The following is a 15,992-nucleotide window of genomic DNA, read 5'->3' on the forward strand; positions in this document are numbered from 1 at the left end:
ATAATAAACTATAAGTTAAATGGATGTTTGAGCAAGTGATGTCATAGCGGCAATAGGAATTCTGAATAGCATGGCATTCTGTGTATGCTTGCCTGAGAAAGATATAGAGATACATCGACCTGAGTATCTCTAAATTTTTCTATTCAAGTCTAAAGCAGGGCAGTCTGAATCCGGACTTTCATATCTAAAGTCTGTTGCAGAATATACTGTTGCATCCATTTGACCTGTTCGCCCATAGGATTGACCTTGACTGCAGTATTCAGGAAGTCGAGATTAGGCTGCTTGAAGAGCTGCTGTTGCAAGGTTTGCTCCAAAATCTGACTGTTGGCTGTCAAAGGTAATGCCACCAGATAGAACGCTTTAGGATAATTATAAAAGGCATATAATAAGTTAAAGGCTTTTTGATCACCTTTGAGGTTGCCAGCACCGATTTCGTAAGCTGCGTTCTGGTTGCTATAAGTAACGCCGATTAGAAATTCCCAATGACCTTCTTGCAAACGTAGACCAAACTGTAATCCGATTTGATCCGCGGTCAGCTCGTGTTGCAGATAGATATTTAAAGGCTTGCCATCATCACTGAAAGGTTCTTGCAAGACCAAAATATTTTGCTGGTGCTGATAAATATAACTAGCAAGCTGGGCCTGTTCCAGACGGGTTTTTACAGTGGCAAGATCAAAAGCGCTATAGGGCATAAACGAAGTATATCAATAGGGAGAATTGAGTCTTACTCTAGTAATTTTTTAACTATTTGAGAACCACTACTTTAGATTATTTTCCTAGGATTTTATTGGCTTAGCGACAGGGTAATATATAGCTATACCACACAATATCCTCGCTTGAATTGGGCAAATTATTGATTCATAAAAACTGATATTCATTATTGATGAATTTTTATATGAGCTTTTGATATATCAATATCATAAAACAAGCAATGGATAGGATAAGTAAATCACTATAATGAATATAAATTTTCAAAAGTGTCATAAGTACACGTTTTTCTAAGCTGGTGTTGTCCATGTCGTTAAATGAGGAAAGACTTACTCATCTCAAACAGCTTGAAGCTGAGAGTATTCATATCATCCGCGAAGTTGCTGCCGAGTTTGAAAATCCGGTCATGCTGTATTCGATTGGTAAAGATTCAGCGGTCATGCTGCATCTTGCGCTAAAAGCGTTCTACCCAGCAAAACTTCCATTTCCATTATTACATGTCGATACAGGCTGGAAGTTTAAAGACATGATCACTTTCCGGGACAACATGGCGAAAACCCATGGTTTCGATTTGATCGTGCATCAGAATAAAGAAGGGGTTGAGGCAGGTATTAACCCGTTCGACCACGGTAGTTCTAAATATACCGACATCATGAAAACTCAGGGCTTAAAACAGGCTCTGGATAAATACGGTTTTGATGCTGCTTTTGGTGGTGCGCGCCGTGATGAAGAAAAATCACGTGCCAAGGAACGTGTTTATTCATTCCGTGATTCGAAACATCGTTGGGATCCGAAAAACCAGCGTCCAGAACTTTGGAATCTTTACAACGGTAAAGTGAACAAGGGCGAAAGTATTCGTGTATTCCCATTATCTAACTGGACTGAGCTGGATATCTGGCAATACATCTATTTGGAAAGTATTCCATTAGTACCACTTTATTTGGCTGCAGAACGTCCTGTGGTTGAACGTAGTGGCACACTTATTATGGTTGATGATGAACGTATGCCTTTAAAAGAAGGTGAAGTTCCACAAATGAAATCGGTACGTTTCCGTACGTTGGGTTGTTATCCATTAACAGGTGCTGTGGAATCTACAGCCAATACCTTGCCGGAAATTATTCAGGAAATGTTGCTGGCAACCAGTTCTGAGCGTCAAGGTCGTATGATTGACCATGATGAAGCAGGCTCGATGGAGAAGAAGAAGCAGGAAGGCTACTTCTAATTTAATCTCCCCCTGACCCCCTCTTTGAGAAAGAGGGGGGAGCTCCTAAAAGTAAATGGAGAAAGTCCCTTCTTTAATAAAGGGGGATATAGGGGGATTGAAAACCGATTTCTAAAGAATATGTGGAGCTTTGAGCGATGTCTCATCAATCTGATTTAATCAGCCAAGATATCTTGGGCTATCTGAAACAACATGAAAATAAAGACCTGTTGCGTTTTCTGACTTGCGGTAACGTGGACGATGGTAAATCGACGTTAATCGGTCGTCTGCTATACGATTCAAAATTGATTTATGAAGATCAATTACAGGCCGTGACCCGTGACTCGAAAAAAGTCGGTACGACAGGTGATGCACCTGACTTGGCGCTTCTGGTCGATGGTTTACAAGCAGAGCGTGAGCAAGGCATTACCATTGATGTGGCCTATCGTTATTTCTCGACTGAAAAACGTAAGTTCATTATCGCGGATACGCCGGGACACGAACAGTACACCCGTAACATGGCGACAGGTGCGTCGACGTGTGACCTTGCAATCATTTTGATTGATGCGCGTTATGGCGTGCAAACCCAGACGCGTCGTCATACTTTTATTGCGAGTTTGCTCGGTATCAAAAACATCATTGTTGCAATCAACAAGATGGACTTGGTGGAATTCTCTGAAACACGTTTCAATGAAATCCAGGCTGAATATGCGGCATTCGTTGCACAATTGGGCGATCGCAAACCAAGCAATATCATCTTTACGCCTATTTCTGCATTGAATGGCGATAACGTGGTGAACAAGTCAGCCAATACGCCATGGTACACTGGTGAAACGCTGATGGGTACACTTGAATCGGTGGAAATTAACCGTAGTTCAGCGAAGCAGGATTTCCGTTTCCCTGTGCAATACGTGAACCGTCCAAACCTCGACTTCCGTGGTTTCTGCGGTACGATCGCACTTGGCGATATCAATGTTGGCGATACCGTAACAGCATTACCTTCTGGTAAATCATCGACTGTCAAAGAAATTGTCACTTTTGATGGCAATCTTGAGCATGCAGTTGCAGGTCAGGCAGTGACTTTAACGCTTAACGATGAAATTGATATTTCACGTGGTAACGTGTTAATTCGTGCGGATCAAGCTGTTCCAAATATTTCCCGTTCAGTTCAAGCGACTGTTGTGTGGATGGCAGATCAACCACTTGTACTGGGTAAGCTGTACAACATCAAGATTGGTACGCAAACCGTTCCGGCAAAAGTAACGGCAATTCATTACCGTACCAACGTTAACACATTGGAAAAAGTTCAGGTGGATAAACTTGAGCTAAATGCAATCGCCAATGTGACTGTTGAATTTGATGCACCAGTGGTCTTTGACCGTTATCAAGACAGCCGTTTCACCGGTTCGTTTATCTTCATCGATCGTTTGAATAACGTGACGATTGGTGCTGGTATGGTGGAAGAATCAGTTGAATGGTCTGCACACGATGAGCCTGTCACTGCAGAAGCACGTGCGGCACGTTTGGGTCAAAAACCTGCTGCGATGACTGTATCTGGTAAAGCTTTGGAAAATGCTCAGGCGCTAGAAAGCTTGCTGATTCAGCAAGGGATCGTTGCTATTGCTAAAGCAGGTTTGAATGCGGAGCAGGTTGCACTGGTTCGTGAAACTGGTGTGGTTGTGATTACCGATGCTGCTGAAGGTACAGACACGACTTTAACCGTAGATACAGTTGAAGAACTTGCTGAGAAGATTGTGGAATTGGTTCGTCTTTAAGACTGGACTGATTTGAAGAAACCCGCTGAAAAGCGGGTTTTTTATTGCCTAAATTTTGATTGCATGAAAATCATTCGATTAGTCAAAATGTGATCTTTCAATTTACTAGTCAATTAATACAATACTCCCTAGATTTGGGGAATATATGAAAAAATTAATATTGCTGGCTAGTTTGTGTATGGCTTTTGGAGTAGATGCCAAGCAAACCACAACCAGTACTGAATCGATCAAGCAAAAAATAATCCAGCAGTCGATTGAGAGTTATTCGGGCAATTGCCCATGCCCTTACAATACTGCACGTAATGGTAGTCGCTGTGGTAAACGTAGTGCTTATAACCGTGCAGGCGGATATGCGCCACTATGTTATCCGGAAGATGTGAGTGAAAATATGGTAAAGGAATATAAAGGGCGTAGTTAATTAAAGGCTCTGTATTTTAGATAGTGAGCTAAAAAAAATATTTTTGTTAGATTTAGCTTTACATGGGTAATTTAATTACTCATAAGAATCATTGAGGACTAAGGCCAGAATTACTTTCATTTCGGTTAAACTTTTCACGCCTGCAATCCTTTTAATAATTTCTCCATTTCTAAAAATAAGCGTAGAAGGCAAACCATAGGCATTATAGCGCAAGGTTAAAATCGGAGACTGATCCACATTGATCTTGCCAAATTTAACTTCAGGATTTACCTCTGCATAGTATGTCGCCAGTTCGGCAAAGACCGGAAAATTCTGAACACAAGGCTTGCACCAGTCTGCATAAAAGCGAATCACAGCAAAACCTTCAAACCACTCAAAATCACTGTAATTGTTTTCATTATATTCCATCACTTGGGTCATGGTCGGCCTATTATCAATTTCCTGAATAGTCCCCCGATTATACATAAGTCCGATGTAGCTTCATTCCTCATGCTAACTATGTTCAAATAAGTCCAAGATATATGAAATGCATAGATTAGGGAAAGAAATCATGTCGCAACAAACCATGCAGCAAGTCATTATTACAGAACCGGGTGGTGTCGATAAACTCGCTTATGAAACGGTGACTGTACCTGAACCTAAAGCAGATGAAGTTCTGGTGAAAGTCCATGCCTTTGGTATTAACCGTCCAGATATCCTGCAGCGTCAAGGTTTATATCCAATGCCGAAAGGGGTAACGCCAGTTCCTGGTCTGGAAGTGGCAGGTGAAGTGGTTGCGATCGGTAGCGATGTGAGCCAGTTTAAAGTCGGTGACAAGGTTTGTGGCCTGACCAATGGTGGCGGTTATGCTGAATATTGCGTAGTGCCAGAAAGCCAGACCTTGAATATTCCTGAAGGCGTAAGTTTTGTACAGGCAGCGGCCATTCCTGAAACTTTCTTTACTGTATGGGCGAACGTGTTCCAGATGGGTAAGGCCAAAGCAGGGGAAACTGTACTGGTACATGGTGGAACGAGCGGGATTGGTACGACTGCTTTAATGTTGTGTAAATCACTCGGAATCAAAACTTTTGCAACTGTCGGTTCAGATGAAAAAGTTGCGGCTATTTCTGATTTAACCACGGCTATTAATTATAAAACTCAGGACTTTGAGCAAGTTATTAATGAAGCCACTGACAATGGTGGTGTCGATGTCATTTTAGATATGGTCGGTGCACCATATTTAGAGCGTAATTTGAATTTGTTGCGCCGTGATGGACGTCTGGTCTATATCGCTTTCTTGGGGGGTGCCAAGGCCAAAGAAGTCAAACTGGGTCAAATCATGATGAAACGTCTGACCATTACCGGTTCGACCATGCGTGCACGCACCACAGCTGAAAAAGCAGAAATTGCACAGGGTCTGAAAGCACAGATCGCACCATTATGGGCCAAAGGCGAATGTCTGCCTATGATTTATAAAACCTTTAAGTTTGATCAGATTCAGGATGCTCATGCAGCAATGGATACAGGAGAGCATGTCGGTAAAGTCGTGGTTGAAATTATCTAATCGCAGCTTATTGAGTCAAAAAATGCCAGTAATTTTGCTGGCATTTTTTAATTTCGAGTAAAAATTATTACAAATAAATATATAGAATTTTGAATAAAAATTAAAAAAATGCCAACTGTTCGACACAACCTGTCAAGAATGACACGTAAATTGCATATATAGATAATTCCGACCAAATGGTTAAACATTCACATGAATGTGAGAGGGAAAATAAGATGAAAATTATTTCAACAGCATATAGTTCAAAACATAGTTTAAGAGCATTACGACGTATTCATAAAATGATTATTCGCGGAACCATCAGCTGGGTAGAGTTACATAAAATGTATCGGGCGATGCTGCATCTGGAGCGTTATATAGAAAGATTAACAATACAAAATCGTCATTCAAGCAAGAAAGCATCCAGAAAATCCAAATAAGATCTTGTATGTTTAGGGTGAATAAAGGGTCAAGATCTGATGCAAAAAAATATCTTAGACTTTGTCCTAATATTATTCATTGATCGGCATTCAGTATAATCATTCAACATCTAGCGATAAATAAGTACATGAGAATGTATTAAGTGGGGATTTATGAAGCGCCCAGCTTCAACACATGAGCGTCTTGCAGAGCGTTTAGCCAGAATTTTGACCAAATTAAACGTCGGATATCAACTCCGGGCTGCAGAGCTAGCTGCAGAATTTCAGGTCAGCACCCGCACCATTGAGCGTGATTTTGATCGTCTAGGCTCTTACTTACCCTTACTTCAAGATGAACAGAAACGATATTATCTGGAACCCTCTTATTTAGGTCGGTTTAAATTGCAGGATATCCAGACTTTTGCCCAGCTTTCGGGGATCAGTGAGTTGTATCCGGCGTTGGATATGTCTTTTATGCGTGAACTGCTGGATGAACGGGCAAATCAGGTATTTTTGGCAAAAGGCTATTATTTTGAAGATGCTAAACAGTTTGCCGAGCATTTCAAGCTGCTTGCAAGTGCAATCTATAAACGTGAGCAGGTTAAGCTGCAATATTCAGATCAATTGCAAATCATCCAGCCCTATCGTCTGATTCACCATCATGGTATCTGGTACTTGGCTGCTGTGAGTGAAAGCAAGCTGCGCACCTATCGCTTAAGTCAGGTGCAACAGCTCAAGTTGGTTTCTGAGGCGGAGAGCTTTGCGCATGATCCTGAAATACTGAAAATGCTGGCAGATGAAGACAGCATCTGGTTTGGGCAGCAAAAGCAGCAAGTCTTAATCAAGGTACAACCTGAAGTCACGGTTTTTTTTAAAGAGCGCCGTTTATTTCCAGAACAGCAGATCGAGCAGGAAGCCGAGACTGGAGAGTTAGTGATCAGTTGCCAGATTCGTCACGAAATGCAGTTGTTGCCTTTGGTGCGTTACTGGTTGCCCTATGTGAAAATTATTGAGCCGATTCATTTTCAGCAGAAACTGGAACAGGATTTGCAAGGATATTTACGTTCTGCTGGATGATATTGAGAAAGCAGAGCAGGAGAGCCTGATTAATGATGACACTTTAAATGGGAATTTAATTTACTTATTTTTTGACTAACTAAATTACAGACATAAAAAAACCAGCTTTCGCTGGGTTCTTTATTTGCACCATCTTTCTATAGTAGAAGAATGGTGCCCGAGGCCAGACTCGAACTGGCACGCTTTGTGGGCGGGGGATTTTAAATCCCCTGTGTCTACCGATTTCACCACTCGGGCTTTAACAAGATGGAGGCGGAGGTCGGAATCGAACCGGCGTCCACGGAGTTGCAGTCCGCTGCATGACCACTCTGCCACCCCGCCGCGTCTTGTTGATGCGTATATTAGCAAGCTCAGAAAAAAAAACAATAGTGTATTCATCTGTATGCGCATAAAAACATCATCTGGCGGAAAATATTTAAATTATTCATGTAGAATGTGCAAAATTGATTCATATCAACACTTGGGAGAAGTGCCGTGGCATTAGTTCTAGACGGTCGTGCATTGGCGAAGCAAATTGAAGCTGACTTGTTTACTCGCGTAGAAGCGCTGAAAGCAAAATCAGGTCGTACTCCAATTCTTGCGACGATTTTGGTAGGTGACGATGGTGCATCTGCAACTTATGTTCGCATGAAAGGCAATGCCTGCCGCCGTGTTGGTATGGATTCACTCAAAGTGGAACTTCCTAAAGAAACCACAACTGAAGAATTATTGGCTGAAATTGAAAAATTAAATACAAATCCTGATGTGCACGGTATTCTGCTGCAACATCCGGTTCCAGCTCAAATTGATGAGCGTGCCTGTTTCGATGCAATCTCGCTTGAAAAAGACGTAGATGGCGTCACTTGTCTTGGTTATGGTCGTATGGCAATGGGCGAAGCAGCCTATGGTTCAGCGACGCCTGCGGGTATCATGACCATCCTGAAAGAACATAATATTGAAATTGCAGGTAAACATGCAGTAGTTGTCGGTCGTTCTGCAATTTTGGGTAAACCAATGGCAGCGATGCTGCTAGAAGCGAATGCAACCGTAACCATTTGCCATTCACGTACTCAAGATCTTGCAAGCTTTGTTAAGCAAGCAGATATCATTGTCGGTGCGGTAGGTAAAGCAGAATTAATTCAAAAAGACTGGATCAAACAAGGTGCAGTGGTTGTTGATGCTGGTTTCCATCCACGTGATGGCGGTGGTGTTGGTGATATCCAACTTGTTGGCATTGAAGAAATTGCTTCTGCTTACACACCAGTTCCGGGTGGTGTAGGTCCAATGACGATTACCACTTTAATCCGTCAAACGGTTGAAGCTGCTGAAAAAGCTTTAGGTTAATCAAATCCTCCCTAACCCTCCTTTTTCAAAGGAGGGAACTCTGATCACTATTTTTGGATGGAGTTTCCCCCTCTTTTTTAAAGAGGGGCTAGGGGAGATTCTTCAAAGACATTAATACTAATTAAAAGAAATCTAATGAGCTGCACCTTCCGACTCCCTCAAGCCCCAGAACATCTACTAAAAGCCTTGCATGATGTGATTCCATATTGTGAGCTGCATGCACAGCAATTGCCGGATACACCCATTTCCCTGTGGCTGATTCCGCCAGTATTCCCAACTGACAAACTCGATGATGAAGTCATCCGTCGCATCTGGAACGATACACCGTACTGGATCTTTTGTTGGGCCTCAGGCTTGGCGATGGCGCAGTGGCTATTGGCGGAGCCGCATCATGTCAAAGATAAAGTTGTTTTGGATTTTGGGGCTGGATCGGGCGTAGTTGCCATTGCAGCAAAAATGGCAGGTGCAAAACGTGTGATTTGCTGTGATATCGATCAAGTTAGTCTGGATGCCTGTCGCGCCAATGCGGAGCTGAATGATGTTGAGCTTGAATATCTGGATGACCTATATAAGGCAGAGCAGGTGGATATTCTATTAGCCGCAGATGTGCTCTATGATCAATGTAACCGTTTCTTCCTGGATGAGTTTTTAAAATTTGCACCTGAGGTGTGGGTTGCAGACAGTCGGGTAAAAAACTTTAGTCATCCTCAATATGAAAAACTGGATGAGCGTAGTGCGACGACCTGGCCGGATTTGGATGAATCGCCCGAATTTCGTAATGTCAGTTTCTATAAAACACGTTAAATTTAAAAAATTAAAAAGGGCACTAGGCCCTTTTTGATTGTCTTACTCTGATTAAGTAACTAAGTATCAGATATTAAGAACAGGTATAACGAATAACCCGCATGGTCGTAGGGCGGGCTTCTAAAGCTTCGCGTGCACCCGGGTTCTCGCTATTATGTAAATCAGGCGTATTGCTCAAGCTGATTTGCGTGCGGCTATTACCCAGTTGGCGGCCATAGTTTTCCTGTTCCGCAGTTGGATTGGAAATTTCATTGGTGCTTAAAATCTGGATGTTGTAAGTTTTGGAATTTCCTAATACGTGTCTGCAAGCGGCTTGCAAGCGATTTTCATCCTGGCTTGGTCGTCCTGAGAGGGTGTAGCTCAAGGTTGCTGTATTGCCTGAACGTTCCAGAATTTCATAGCCACTTTGTCCATTGAATTGATGGGGTGTGGTCTGACATGCACTCAGTACGAAACTGCTCGCAGCCATAGCCAAAATTACTGTTGTTCTTTTCATATTTATAGTTCCTGAAGTCTTGGCTTAAGTATGCCATATTTTGCTTAAACTGCTGCTCTGGTCAATTGTGATCAATTGTTTAAACAGCCAATAAAAAAGGCCGCTTACGCGACCTTTTTTAATTAAATCAGCAATTAAGCAGATTTAACCGCAGCAATAAGTTCTGCTTGACGAGTTTTTAACGCTTCCGGTAAACGCTCACCCAGCTTGTCGAACAATTCAGTGTGGCTTTCAAGTTCTTTGATCCATTGATCTTTATCTTGAGAAGTTACTAGGTCAAACTGTTCTTTAGTGAAGTCAGAACCAGTCCAGTTCAACTGTTCGTAAGTAGGAACTAGGCCGATTGGTGTTTCAACAGCATCAGCACGACCTTCACAACGGTCAATGATCCACTCAAGAACACGCATGTTTTGACCGAAACCAGGCCATACGAAGTTGCCTTCAGCATCACGACGGAACCAGTTCACGTTGTAGATACCTGGAAGTTTGTTGCCAGCAGCGGCAGCTTTCGCGCCCACTTGCTCGCCCATTTCTAACCAGTGCGTGAAGTAATCCGCCATGTTGTAGCCAGCGAATGGCAGCATCGCGAACGGGTCACGACGAACAACACCTTGTTGACCAACAGCAGCAGCAGTTGTTTCAGAGCCCATCGTTGCAGCTTTGTAAACACCGTCAACCCAGTCAAATGCTTCTGAAATTAGAGGCACAGTGTCTGCACGGCGACCACCGAAGATGAACGCAGAAATTGGCACGCCAGCTGGATTTTCCCAGTCAGCGTCAATAGAAGGGCATTGACCAGCTGCAACTGTGAAACGAGCATTTGGATGCGCTGCTTTTTCTTCGCCAGTGTGTGGTTGACCTTTCCAGTTAGTCAGGTTGGCAGGCGCTTCTTTAGTCAGACCTTCCCACCATACTTCACCGTTGTCAGTCACAGCGACGTTTGTATAAATCACGTCTTTGTGCATGGTTGCCATACAGTTCGGGTTGGTCTTGGTGTTGGTACCAGGCGCTACACCGAAGAAGCCAGCTTCAGGGTTGATTGCATATAAGCGACCGTCTTCACCTGGTTTGATCCAAGCAATATCGTCACCTACAGTTTCAATCTTCCAGCCTTCATAGCCTGCTGGTGGAATCAACATAGCGAAGTTTGTTTTACCACATGCAGATGGGAATGCAGCTGCGATGTAGTGTTTTTCGCCTTGTGGATTGGTCACGCCAAGGATCAGCATGTGTTCAGCTAACCAGCCTTGTTGACGACCCATAAATGATGCAATACGTAATGCCAGGCATTTTTTACCCAACAATGCGTTACCGCCATAACCAGAACCATAAGACCAGATCTCACGAGTTTCTGGGTAATGCACGATGTATTTTTCTTTGTTGCAAGGCCATGCAACATCTTTTTCGCCGTTCGCAAGCGGAGCACCTACAGTGTGTACGCAAGGAACGTATTCACCGTCAGTACCAAGAACGTCATAAACAGCTTTACCCATACGAGCCATTTTAGACATGCTTACTGCAACGTAAGGAGAGTCAGTTAACTCGATACCGATATGAGCGATATGAGAACCCAATGGACCCATTGAGAATGGAACCACATAAAGTGTACGACCTGCCATTGAACCGTCAAATAAACCGTTCAATTTTTCGCGCATGACAGCAGGTGCTTCCCAGTTGTTGGTCGCGCCAGCATCGTCTTTGTTTTCAGAACAGATGTAAGTACGATCTTCAACACGTGCTACGTCAGAAGGATCAGAATTTGCAAGATAAGAACCAGGATGAGTTTCTTGATTCAGCGCTTGCATTGTGCCGTTAGCGATCATCAAGTCGATATAACGTTGATATTCTTCTGCGCTACCGTCACACCATTCAATTTTTGCTGGTTTTGTTAATTTAGCAATCTCTTCCACCCAAGCAATAAGCTTAGGGTGACGAACGAATTCTGGTGCGTTCACTTGGGTCATGGTGAGGCCTATCTCAAATGTGTACAAATTAGATGTACAAAGTACAATCCGAGCAATAAAAAATATCGCCCAGATGAAATATGAAAAAAAGTGGCTGTATTAAAGCATAAAATGATAAAAAAAATAAGACCAAAGAAGTGCTAGATTTCTTTTGGAATATAATGCTATTTTATTTATAAATATAAGTAAAACAACAAGATAAAACTAAATATTTGAATTATTGATTCTATTTATTTAAATGATGAATGGTATTTATTTTAAAAATTAATATTAAAATCATTATCTTAATTTTATAAGATCTCTAATATTCATTATTGATTAAATAAATGGTTGCCATTTGAATTTTACATAAAGCCACTGTTAATTGTCTATGAATTGGACAAAATGCCAATAGGCTTCAATGAAATTGCGCGAAAAATGTCTAATCAATCTAAACCCTTATCGCTGATTTTTAATCATAAAGCTGGTTTTCGCATACAGGGGCCAGAAGGCATTTATGAACAGCTGATCGATATATTTTCAGCGCAGGGTTATCAAACTAAAGCTTATGAAATCAATGATTCACAGCAATTTGATAAAATTATGGTTGAGGTGCTTGAACAGCATTTGGCATCTAGCGAGTCAGGAATCATCGTTGCGGCAGGCGGAGATGGCACTTTAAATACAGTCGCCAAACATGTGTTGAATACGCAAATTCCTGTCGGTATTTTGCCTTTAGGGACTTTTAACTATGTGGCGAGATTATTGGGGATTCCGCTGGATTTGCTTGAAGCGGCAAAAGTGATTGCGACAGGACAGCCACAACGTATGAATGTTGCTCGTATCAATCAGGAAATTTATCTGAATAATGCCAGTTTAGGTCTATATCCTTTATTTATTAAAAAACGTGAAGACTATAATCGTATTTTTGGTCGCTTACCGCTACATGCCTATACTTCTGCACTGGATGTTTTAATTCGCGACCGTAAAGAATTAAAACTAAAAATCTGGGTGGATCAAAAGAAATATCCGGTAAAAACACCACTGATTTTTTTTGGCAATAATCCCTTGCAACTGGCGGATATGAAAATGCGCATTGCAGAAGCGGCTGAAAAAGGCAAAGTGGCGGGAGTTGTAGTTTCTAAAAGTGATAAGCTTACTTTATTTAAGCTAGTGTATCAGCTGATTCGTGGCAAGATTGACCAGGCATCGGATGTTTATAGTTTTGCAGCCGATCAAGTTCGAATCGAATCCCGAGCCAAGAAACTGATGGTAGCGATTGATGGGGAAATTGTGGAAATGGCCCCGCCACTCAATATTTCTGTATTAAAAGATAGCCTAAACGTAATGGTGCCACATGATCCTGCATCTGTCTGATCTGCATTTTGGAACAGAGAAGCCGGAGTGTTTAGAAGCGATTCGGCATTTCTGTCAGACCCATCCACTTGAAGCCGTCGTCATCAGTGGTGACCTGACTCAGCGCGCACGTTTGGGTCAATTCTTTGCCTGCAAAAAATTTTTAGATCAGCTCAATACGCCTTATATGGTGATCCCGGGGAATCATGATATTCCGCTCTATCATTTGTGGAATCGGCTTTTCAATCCATTTACCCGTTACCAGATTTTTTTTGGTGAATTGGAGCCAATATTTGAAACTGAAAATTTTTATCTGATTGGGGTGAATTCGATCCGACGTCGATATCATACCAAAGGGCATTTATCCCTTGAGCAGATTCAGCGTATTGACCTGACGCTGGCGCAGGCGCCTGCTTCCAAATTAAAAATCATTGTCAGCCATCAGCCTTTTTATGTGCCTTTTCAAAATAAGCGCGGTTTCAAGGACAGCCCATTGATGGCCAAAATTGCTTTAGAGGCCTGGGCAGAGCATGGTCTGTTTGCGGTGTTACATGGGCATCTGCATCAACCGGCGATTTATGATTTGAATCAGATGTTCGGATTGGGGATGGATCATCCTGTATATGATGTACATGCAGGGACTTCTGCGTCAAATCGTTTGCATAAAAATGAACCCAACAGCTTTAATCTGATTGATGCCACAGGAAAAATTTCTCAATATTTGTTCGATGAAGTGGCGCAAGCCTTTATGTTGAAAGCTGATCTGCCGAATAAATAGACGAAAACCTATGATTCGTTAAAAAAAACCAATTTTTTTTCATTTTTGCCCTTGAAGCGTTTTATTCCATCTCCATAAAAGTGACATCAAAAATTTTTGATGATGACCCATGGAATAATTAAGTCGTCATCAGTGACCTAAAAAAGACTTAGTCTGATGGAGTTATTTATGAGCAACATTCGTCCATTACATGACCGCGTTGTTATTCGTCGTGTTGAAGAAGAAACTAAAACAGCTGGGGGCATTTTACTTCCAGGTTCGGCTGCTGAAAAACCTGCTCAAGGTGAAATCATTGCAGTTGGTAATGGTCAAATCACTGACAATGGCGTACGCGCGTTAGACGTAAAAGTTGGCGACAAAGTATTGTTCGGTACTTATGCAGGCACTACTGTAAAAGTAAACGGCGAAGAGCTTTTAATCATGAAAGAATCTGACATTTTAGCGGTATTAGAAGCTTAATCTGCGCTAAAAAAGTTTTATTCATTCCAAATCAGATTTTGTAAAGATACAACAATATTCGGAGTCAAATATGTCAGCTAAAGACGTAAAATTTGGTGATTCAGCTCGTTCAAAAATGATTGCTGGTGTAAACACCCTTGCAGATGCAGTAAAGGTTACTTTGGGTCCTAAGGGCCGTAACGTTGTTATCGACCGTTCTTTTGGTGCACCGCACATCACTAAAGATGGTGTCACTGTTGCCAAAGAAATTACGCTGAAAGACAAGTTCGAGAACATGGGTGCTCAACTGGTTCGTGAAGTTTCTTCAAAAACCAATGACATCGCAGGTGATGGTACAACGACTGCAACTGTATTGGCACAAGCAATTTTGAATGAAGGCATCAAGTCAGTAACAGCGGGTATGAACCCAATGGACTTGAAACGCGGTATCGATATTGCGGTACGTTCTGTAGTTGAAAACATCAAGGCAACTGCAAAACCAGCATCAGACTCTAAAGCGATTGAACAAGTAGGTTCGATCTCTGCTAACTCTGATACGACTGTAGGTCAGCTGATTGCGCAAGCAATGGAAAAAGTGGGCAAAGAAGGCGTGATCACGGTTGAAGAAGGTTCAGGCTTCGAAGATTCGCTTGACGTAGTTGAAGGCATGCAGTTCGACCGCGGTTATATTTCTCCGTACTTCGCGAACAAGCAAGATACTTTAACAGCTGAACTTGAAAATCCATTCATTCTTCTTGTTGATAAAAAAATCAGCAATATTCGTGAATTGATTACAGTACTTGAAGCTGTTGCTAAAACTGGCAAACCGCTTTTAATCATTTCTGAAGATGTTGAAGGCGAAGCGCTTGCGACGCTTGTTGTCAACAACATGCGCGGTATTATCAAAGTATGTGCGGTGAAAGCACCTGGTTTTGGTGATCGTCGTAAAGCTATGCTTCAAGACATCGCGATCTTGACTGGCGGTACTGTGATTTCTGAAGAAATCGGCATGCAGCTGGATCAAACGACGCTTGATCACTTGGGTACAGCACATAAAGTAACTGTATCTAAAGAAAATACTGTAATTGTAGATGGTGCTGGTAATGCTGGCCAAATCGCTGACCGTGTACAGCAAATCCGTGCACAGATCGAAGAATCTACTTCAGAATATGACAAAGAAAAACTTCAAGAGCGTGTAGCGAAACTTGCTGGCGGTGTTGCTGTCATCAAAATCGGTGCTGCAACTGAAGTTGCAATGAAAGAGAAAAAAGACCGTGTAGATGACGCGCTTCATGCGACTCGCGCTGCAGTTGAAGAAGGTGTCGTTGCGGGTGGTGGTGTTGCACTAGTACGTGCTGCATCTGCACTTGAAGGCGTAACAGGCGCGAATGATGACCAAAACGTAGGTATCAACATTCTTCGTCGTGCGATTGAAGCACCGCTTCGTCAAATCGTATCTAACGCAGGTGATGAGCCTTCTGTAGTGATCAACGCTGTGAAGAATGGCGAAGGTAACTTCGGTTATAACGCTGCAACTGGCGAATATGGCGATATGCTGGAAATGGGTATTCTTGACCCTGCTAAAGTAACGCGTTCTGCACTTGAGCACGCCGCTTCTGTTGCTGGCTTGATGCTGACCACTGAATGCATGATCACTGAAATCCCAGAAGACAAACCTGCAATGCCTGATATGGGTGGCATGGGTGGTATGGGCGGCATGATGTAATTCATCAT

The 15,992-nt window shown here is 42.4% G+C and carries 16 protein-coding genes and 2 tRNA genes; 12 read left to right on the top strand and 6 right to left on the bottom strand.

Annotated elements, in window-relative coordinates; genetic code table 11:
* Positions 1–149: 149 nt before the first annotated feature.
* Entirely contained in the window at positions 150–692 is a 543-nt protein-coding gene (locus NI468_RS00280) for a hypothetical protein (protein ID WP_253098971.1), read from the bottom strand.
* A gap of 323 nt (positions 693–1,015) precedes the next feature.
* Between NI468_RS00280 and cysD the strand changes: the two genes are divergently transcribed.
* The 3 genes from cysD (at position 1,016) to NI468_RS00295 (ending at position 4,102) form a co-directional block, all read left to right on the top strand.
* Positions 1,016–1,930 (top strand): sulfate adenylyltransferase subunit CysD, encoded by a 915-nt coding sequence (cysD, locus tag NI468_RS00285; RefSeq protein ID WP_004730252.1) that lies wholly within the window; start codon positions 1,016–1,018, stop codon positions 1,928–1,930.
* 137 nt (positions 1,931–2,067) lie between these two features.
* Positions 2,068–3,684, top strand: a complete 1,617-nt coding sequence (gene cysN, locus NI468_RS00290) for a sulfate adenylyltransferase subunit CysN (RefSeq protein WP_253098973.1) — start codon at positions 2,068–2,070, stop codon at positions 3,682–3,684.
* Between the two features lie 145 nt (positions 3,685–3,829).
* Positions 3,830–4,102 carry a hypothetical protein gene (locus tag NI468_RS00295; protein ID WP_195724982.1) on the top strand — a complete coding sequence of 91 codons (273 nt, stop codon included), beginning with the start codon at positions 3,830–3,832 and terminating at the stop codon, positions 4,100–4,102.
* 75 nt (positions 4,103–4,177) lie between these two features.
* On the opposite strand, the gene NI468_RS00300 is transcribed toward NI468_RS00295, so the two are convergent.
* Positions 4,178–4,522: a thioredoxin family protein gene (locus NI468_RS00300; RefSeq protein WP_253098975.1), complete on the bottom strand. Its 345-nt coding sequence runs from the start codon at positions 4,520–4,522 to the stop codon at positions 4,178–4,180.
* A gap of 130 nt (positions 4,523–4,652) precedes the next feature.
* Between NI468_RS00300 and NI468_RS00305 the strand changes: the two genes are divergently transcribed.
* From NI468_RS00305 to NI468_RS00315, 3 genes are all read left to right on the top strand, one after another.
* Entirely contained in the window at positions 4,653–5,645 is a 993-nt protein-coding gene (locus tag NI468_RS00305; RefSeq protein ID WP_253098977.1) for an NAD(P)H-quinone oxidoreductase, read from the top strand.
* A 215-nt stretch (positions 5,646–5,860) separates the two neighbouring features.
* Positions 5,861–6,064: a hypothetical protein gene (locus tag NI468_RS00310; RefSeq protein WP_004646307.1), complete on the top strand. Its 204-nt coding sequence runs from the start codon at positions 5,861–5,863 to the stop codon at positions 6,062–6,064.
* 153 nt (positions 6,065–6,217) lie between these two features.
* Positions 6,218–7,120 carry a helix-turn-helix transcriptional regulator gene (locus NI468_RS00315; RefSeq protein ID WP_253098979.1) on the top strand — a complete coding sequence of 301 codons (903 nt, stop codon included), beginning with the start codon at positions 6,218–6,220 and terminating at the stop codon, positions 7,118–7,120.
* Positions 7,121–7,271: 151 nt separating this feature from the next.
* Here NI468_RS00315 and NI468_RS00320 read toward each other — a convergent pair.
* Positions 7,272–7,357, bottom strand: a tRNA-Leu gene (locus NI468_RS00320).
* A 10-nt stretch (positions 7,358–7,367) separates the two neighbouring features.
* A tRNA-Cys gene (locus tag NI468_RS00325) sits at positions 7,368–7,441 on the bottom strand.
* A gap of 153 nt (positions 7,442–7,594) precedes the next feature.
* On the opposite strand from NI468_RS00325, the gene folD reads away from it, so the two are divergent.
* Both folD and NI468_RS00335 read left to right on the top strand, forming a co-directional pair.
* Entirely contained in the window at positions 7,595–8,443 is an 849-nt protein-coding gene (folD, locus tag NI468_RS00330; RefSeq protein ID WP_253098980.1) for a bifunctional methylenetetrahydrofolate dehydrogenase/methenyltetrahydrofolate cyclohydrolase FolD, read from the top strand.
* Between the two features lie 135 nt (positions 8,444–8,578).
* The gene (locus tag NI468_RS00335; protein ID WP_253098982.1) at positions 8,579–9,247 is read left to right on the top strand and encodes a class I SAM-dependent methyltransferase; all 669 of its coding nucleotides are present in this window, start codon (positions 8,579–8,581) and stop codon (positions 9,245–9,247) included.
* Between the two features lie 73 nt (positions 9,248–9,320).
* Here NI468_RS00335 and NI468_RS00340 read toward each other — a convergent pair whose 3' ends face one another.
* Complete coding sequence (locus NI468_RS00340; protein ID WP_004646311.1) at positions 9,321–9,743, bottom strand: hypothetical protein; 423 nt, start codon at positions 9,741–9,743, stop codon at positions 9,321–9,323.
* 134 nt (positions 9,744–9,877) lie between these two features.
* Positions 9,878–11,707 carry a phosphoenolpyruvate carboxykinase (GTP) gene (locus NI468_RS00345; protein WP_004279470.1) on the bottom strand — a complete coding sequence of 610 codons (1,830 nt, stop codon included), beginning with the start codon at positions 11,705–11,707 and terminating at the stop codon, positions 9,878–9,880.
* Positions 11,708–12,124: 417 nt separating this feature from the next.
* Here NI468_RS00345 and NI468_RS00350 point away from each other — a divergent pair, with 417 nt between their 5' ends.
* The 4 genes from NI468_RS00350 (at position 12,125) to groL (ending at position 15,984) form a co-directional block, all read left to right on the top strand.
* Positions 12,125–13,063 (top strand): diacylglycerol/lipid kinase family protein, encoded by a 939-nt coding sequence (locus NI468_RS00350; RefSeq protein WP_034438446.1) that lies wholly within the window; start codon positions 12,125–12,127, stop codon positions 13,061–13,063.
* Positions 13,044–13,820, top strand: coding sequence for a metallophosphoesterase family protein (locus NI468_RS00355; protein ID WP_180086596.1), 777 nt, complete (start codon positions 13,044–13,046; stop codon positions 13,818–13,820). The genes NI468_RS00350 and NI468_RS00355 overlap by 20 nt, the downstream gene beginning before the upstream one ends.
* A 168-nt stretch (positions 13,821–13,988) precedes the next feature.
* Positions 13,989–14,279 (top strand): co-chaperone GroES, encoded by a 291-nt coding sequence (locus NI468_RS00360; RefSeq protein WP_004646315.1) that lies wholly within the window; start codon positions 13,989–13,991, stop codon positions 14,277–14,279.
* Between the two features lie 70 nt (positions 14,280–14,349).
* Positions 14,350–15,984 (top strand): chaperonin GroEL, encoded by a 1,635-nt coding sequence (gene groL, locus NI468_RS00365; RefSeq protein ID WP_004279474.1) that lies wholly within the window; start codon positions 14,350–14,352, stop codon positions 15,982–15,984.
* Positions 15,985–15,992 lie beyond the last annotated feature (8 nt).

The organism is Acinetobacter lwoffii (assembly GCF_024129355.1).
Lineage (GTDB): Bacteria > Pseudomonadota > Gammaproteobacteria > Pseudomonadales > Moraxellaceae > Acinetobacter > Acinetobacter lwoffii_I.

Bases quoted from the DNA above. Each gene is read 5' to 3' on its own strand.
- NI468_RS00280 (WP_253098971.1), bottom strand. From the start codon at position 692: ATGCCCTATAGCGCTTTTGATCTTGCCACTGTAAAAACCCGTCTGGAA.
- cysD (WP_004730252.1), top strand. From the start codon at position 1,016: ATGTCGTTAAATGAGGAAAGACTTACTCATCTCAAACAGCTTGAAGCT.
- cysN (WP_253098973.1), top strand. From the start codon at position 2,068: ATGTCTCATCAATCTGATTTAATCAGCCAAGATATCTTGGGCTATCTG.
- NI468_RS00295 (WP_195724982.1), top strand. From the start codon at position 3,830: ATGAAAAAATTAATATTGCTGGCTAGTTTGTGTATGGCTTTTGGAGTA.
- NI468_RS00300 (WP_253098975.1), bottom strand. From the start codon at position 4,522: ATGACCCAAGTGATGGAATATAATGAAAACAATTACAGTGATTTTGAG.
- NI468_RS00305 (WP_253098977.1), top strand. From the start codon at position 4,653: ATGTCGCAACAAACCATGCAGCAAGTCATTATTACAGAACCGGGTGGT.
- NI468_RS00310 (WP_004646307.1), top strand. From the start codon at position 5,861: ATGAAAATTATTTCAACAGCATATAGTTCAAAACATAGTTTAAGAGCA.
- NI468_RS00315 (WP_253098979.1), top strand. From the start codon at position 6,218: ATGAAGCGCCCAGCTTCAACACATGAGCGTCTTGCAGAGCGTTTAGCC.
- NI468_RS00335 (WP_253098982.1), top strand. From the start codon at position 8,579: ATGAGCTGCACCTTCCGACTCCCTCAAGCCCCAGAACATCTACTAAAA.
- NI468_RS00340 (WP_004646311.1), bottom strand. From the start codon at position 9,743: ATGAAAAGAACAACAGTAATTTTGGCTATGGCTGCGAGCAGTTTCGTA.
- NI468_RS00345 (WP_004279470.1), bottom strand. From the start codon at position 11,707: ATGACCCAAGTGAACGCACCAGAATTCGTTCGTCACCCTAAGCTTATT.
- NI468_RS00350 (WP_034438446.1), top strand. From the start codon at position 12,125: ATGTCTAATCAATCTAAACCCTTATCGCTGATTTTTAATCATAAAGCT.
- NI468_RS00355 (WP_180086596.1), top strand. From the start codon at position 13,044: ATGATCCTGCATCTGTCTGATCTGCATTTTGGAACAGAGAAGCCGGAG.
- NI468_RS00360 (WP_004646315.1), top strand. From the start codon at position 13,989: ATGAGCAACATTCGTCCATTACATGACCGCGTTGTTATTCGTCGTGTT.
- groL (WP_004279474.1), top strand. From the start codon at position 14,350: ATGTCAGCTAAAGACGTAAAATTTGGTGATTCAGCTCGTTCAAAAATG.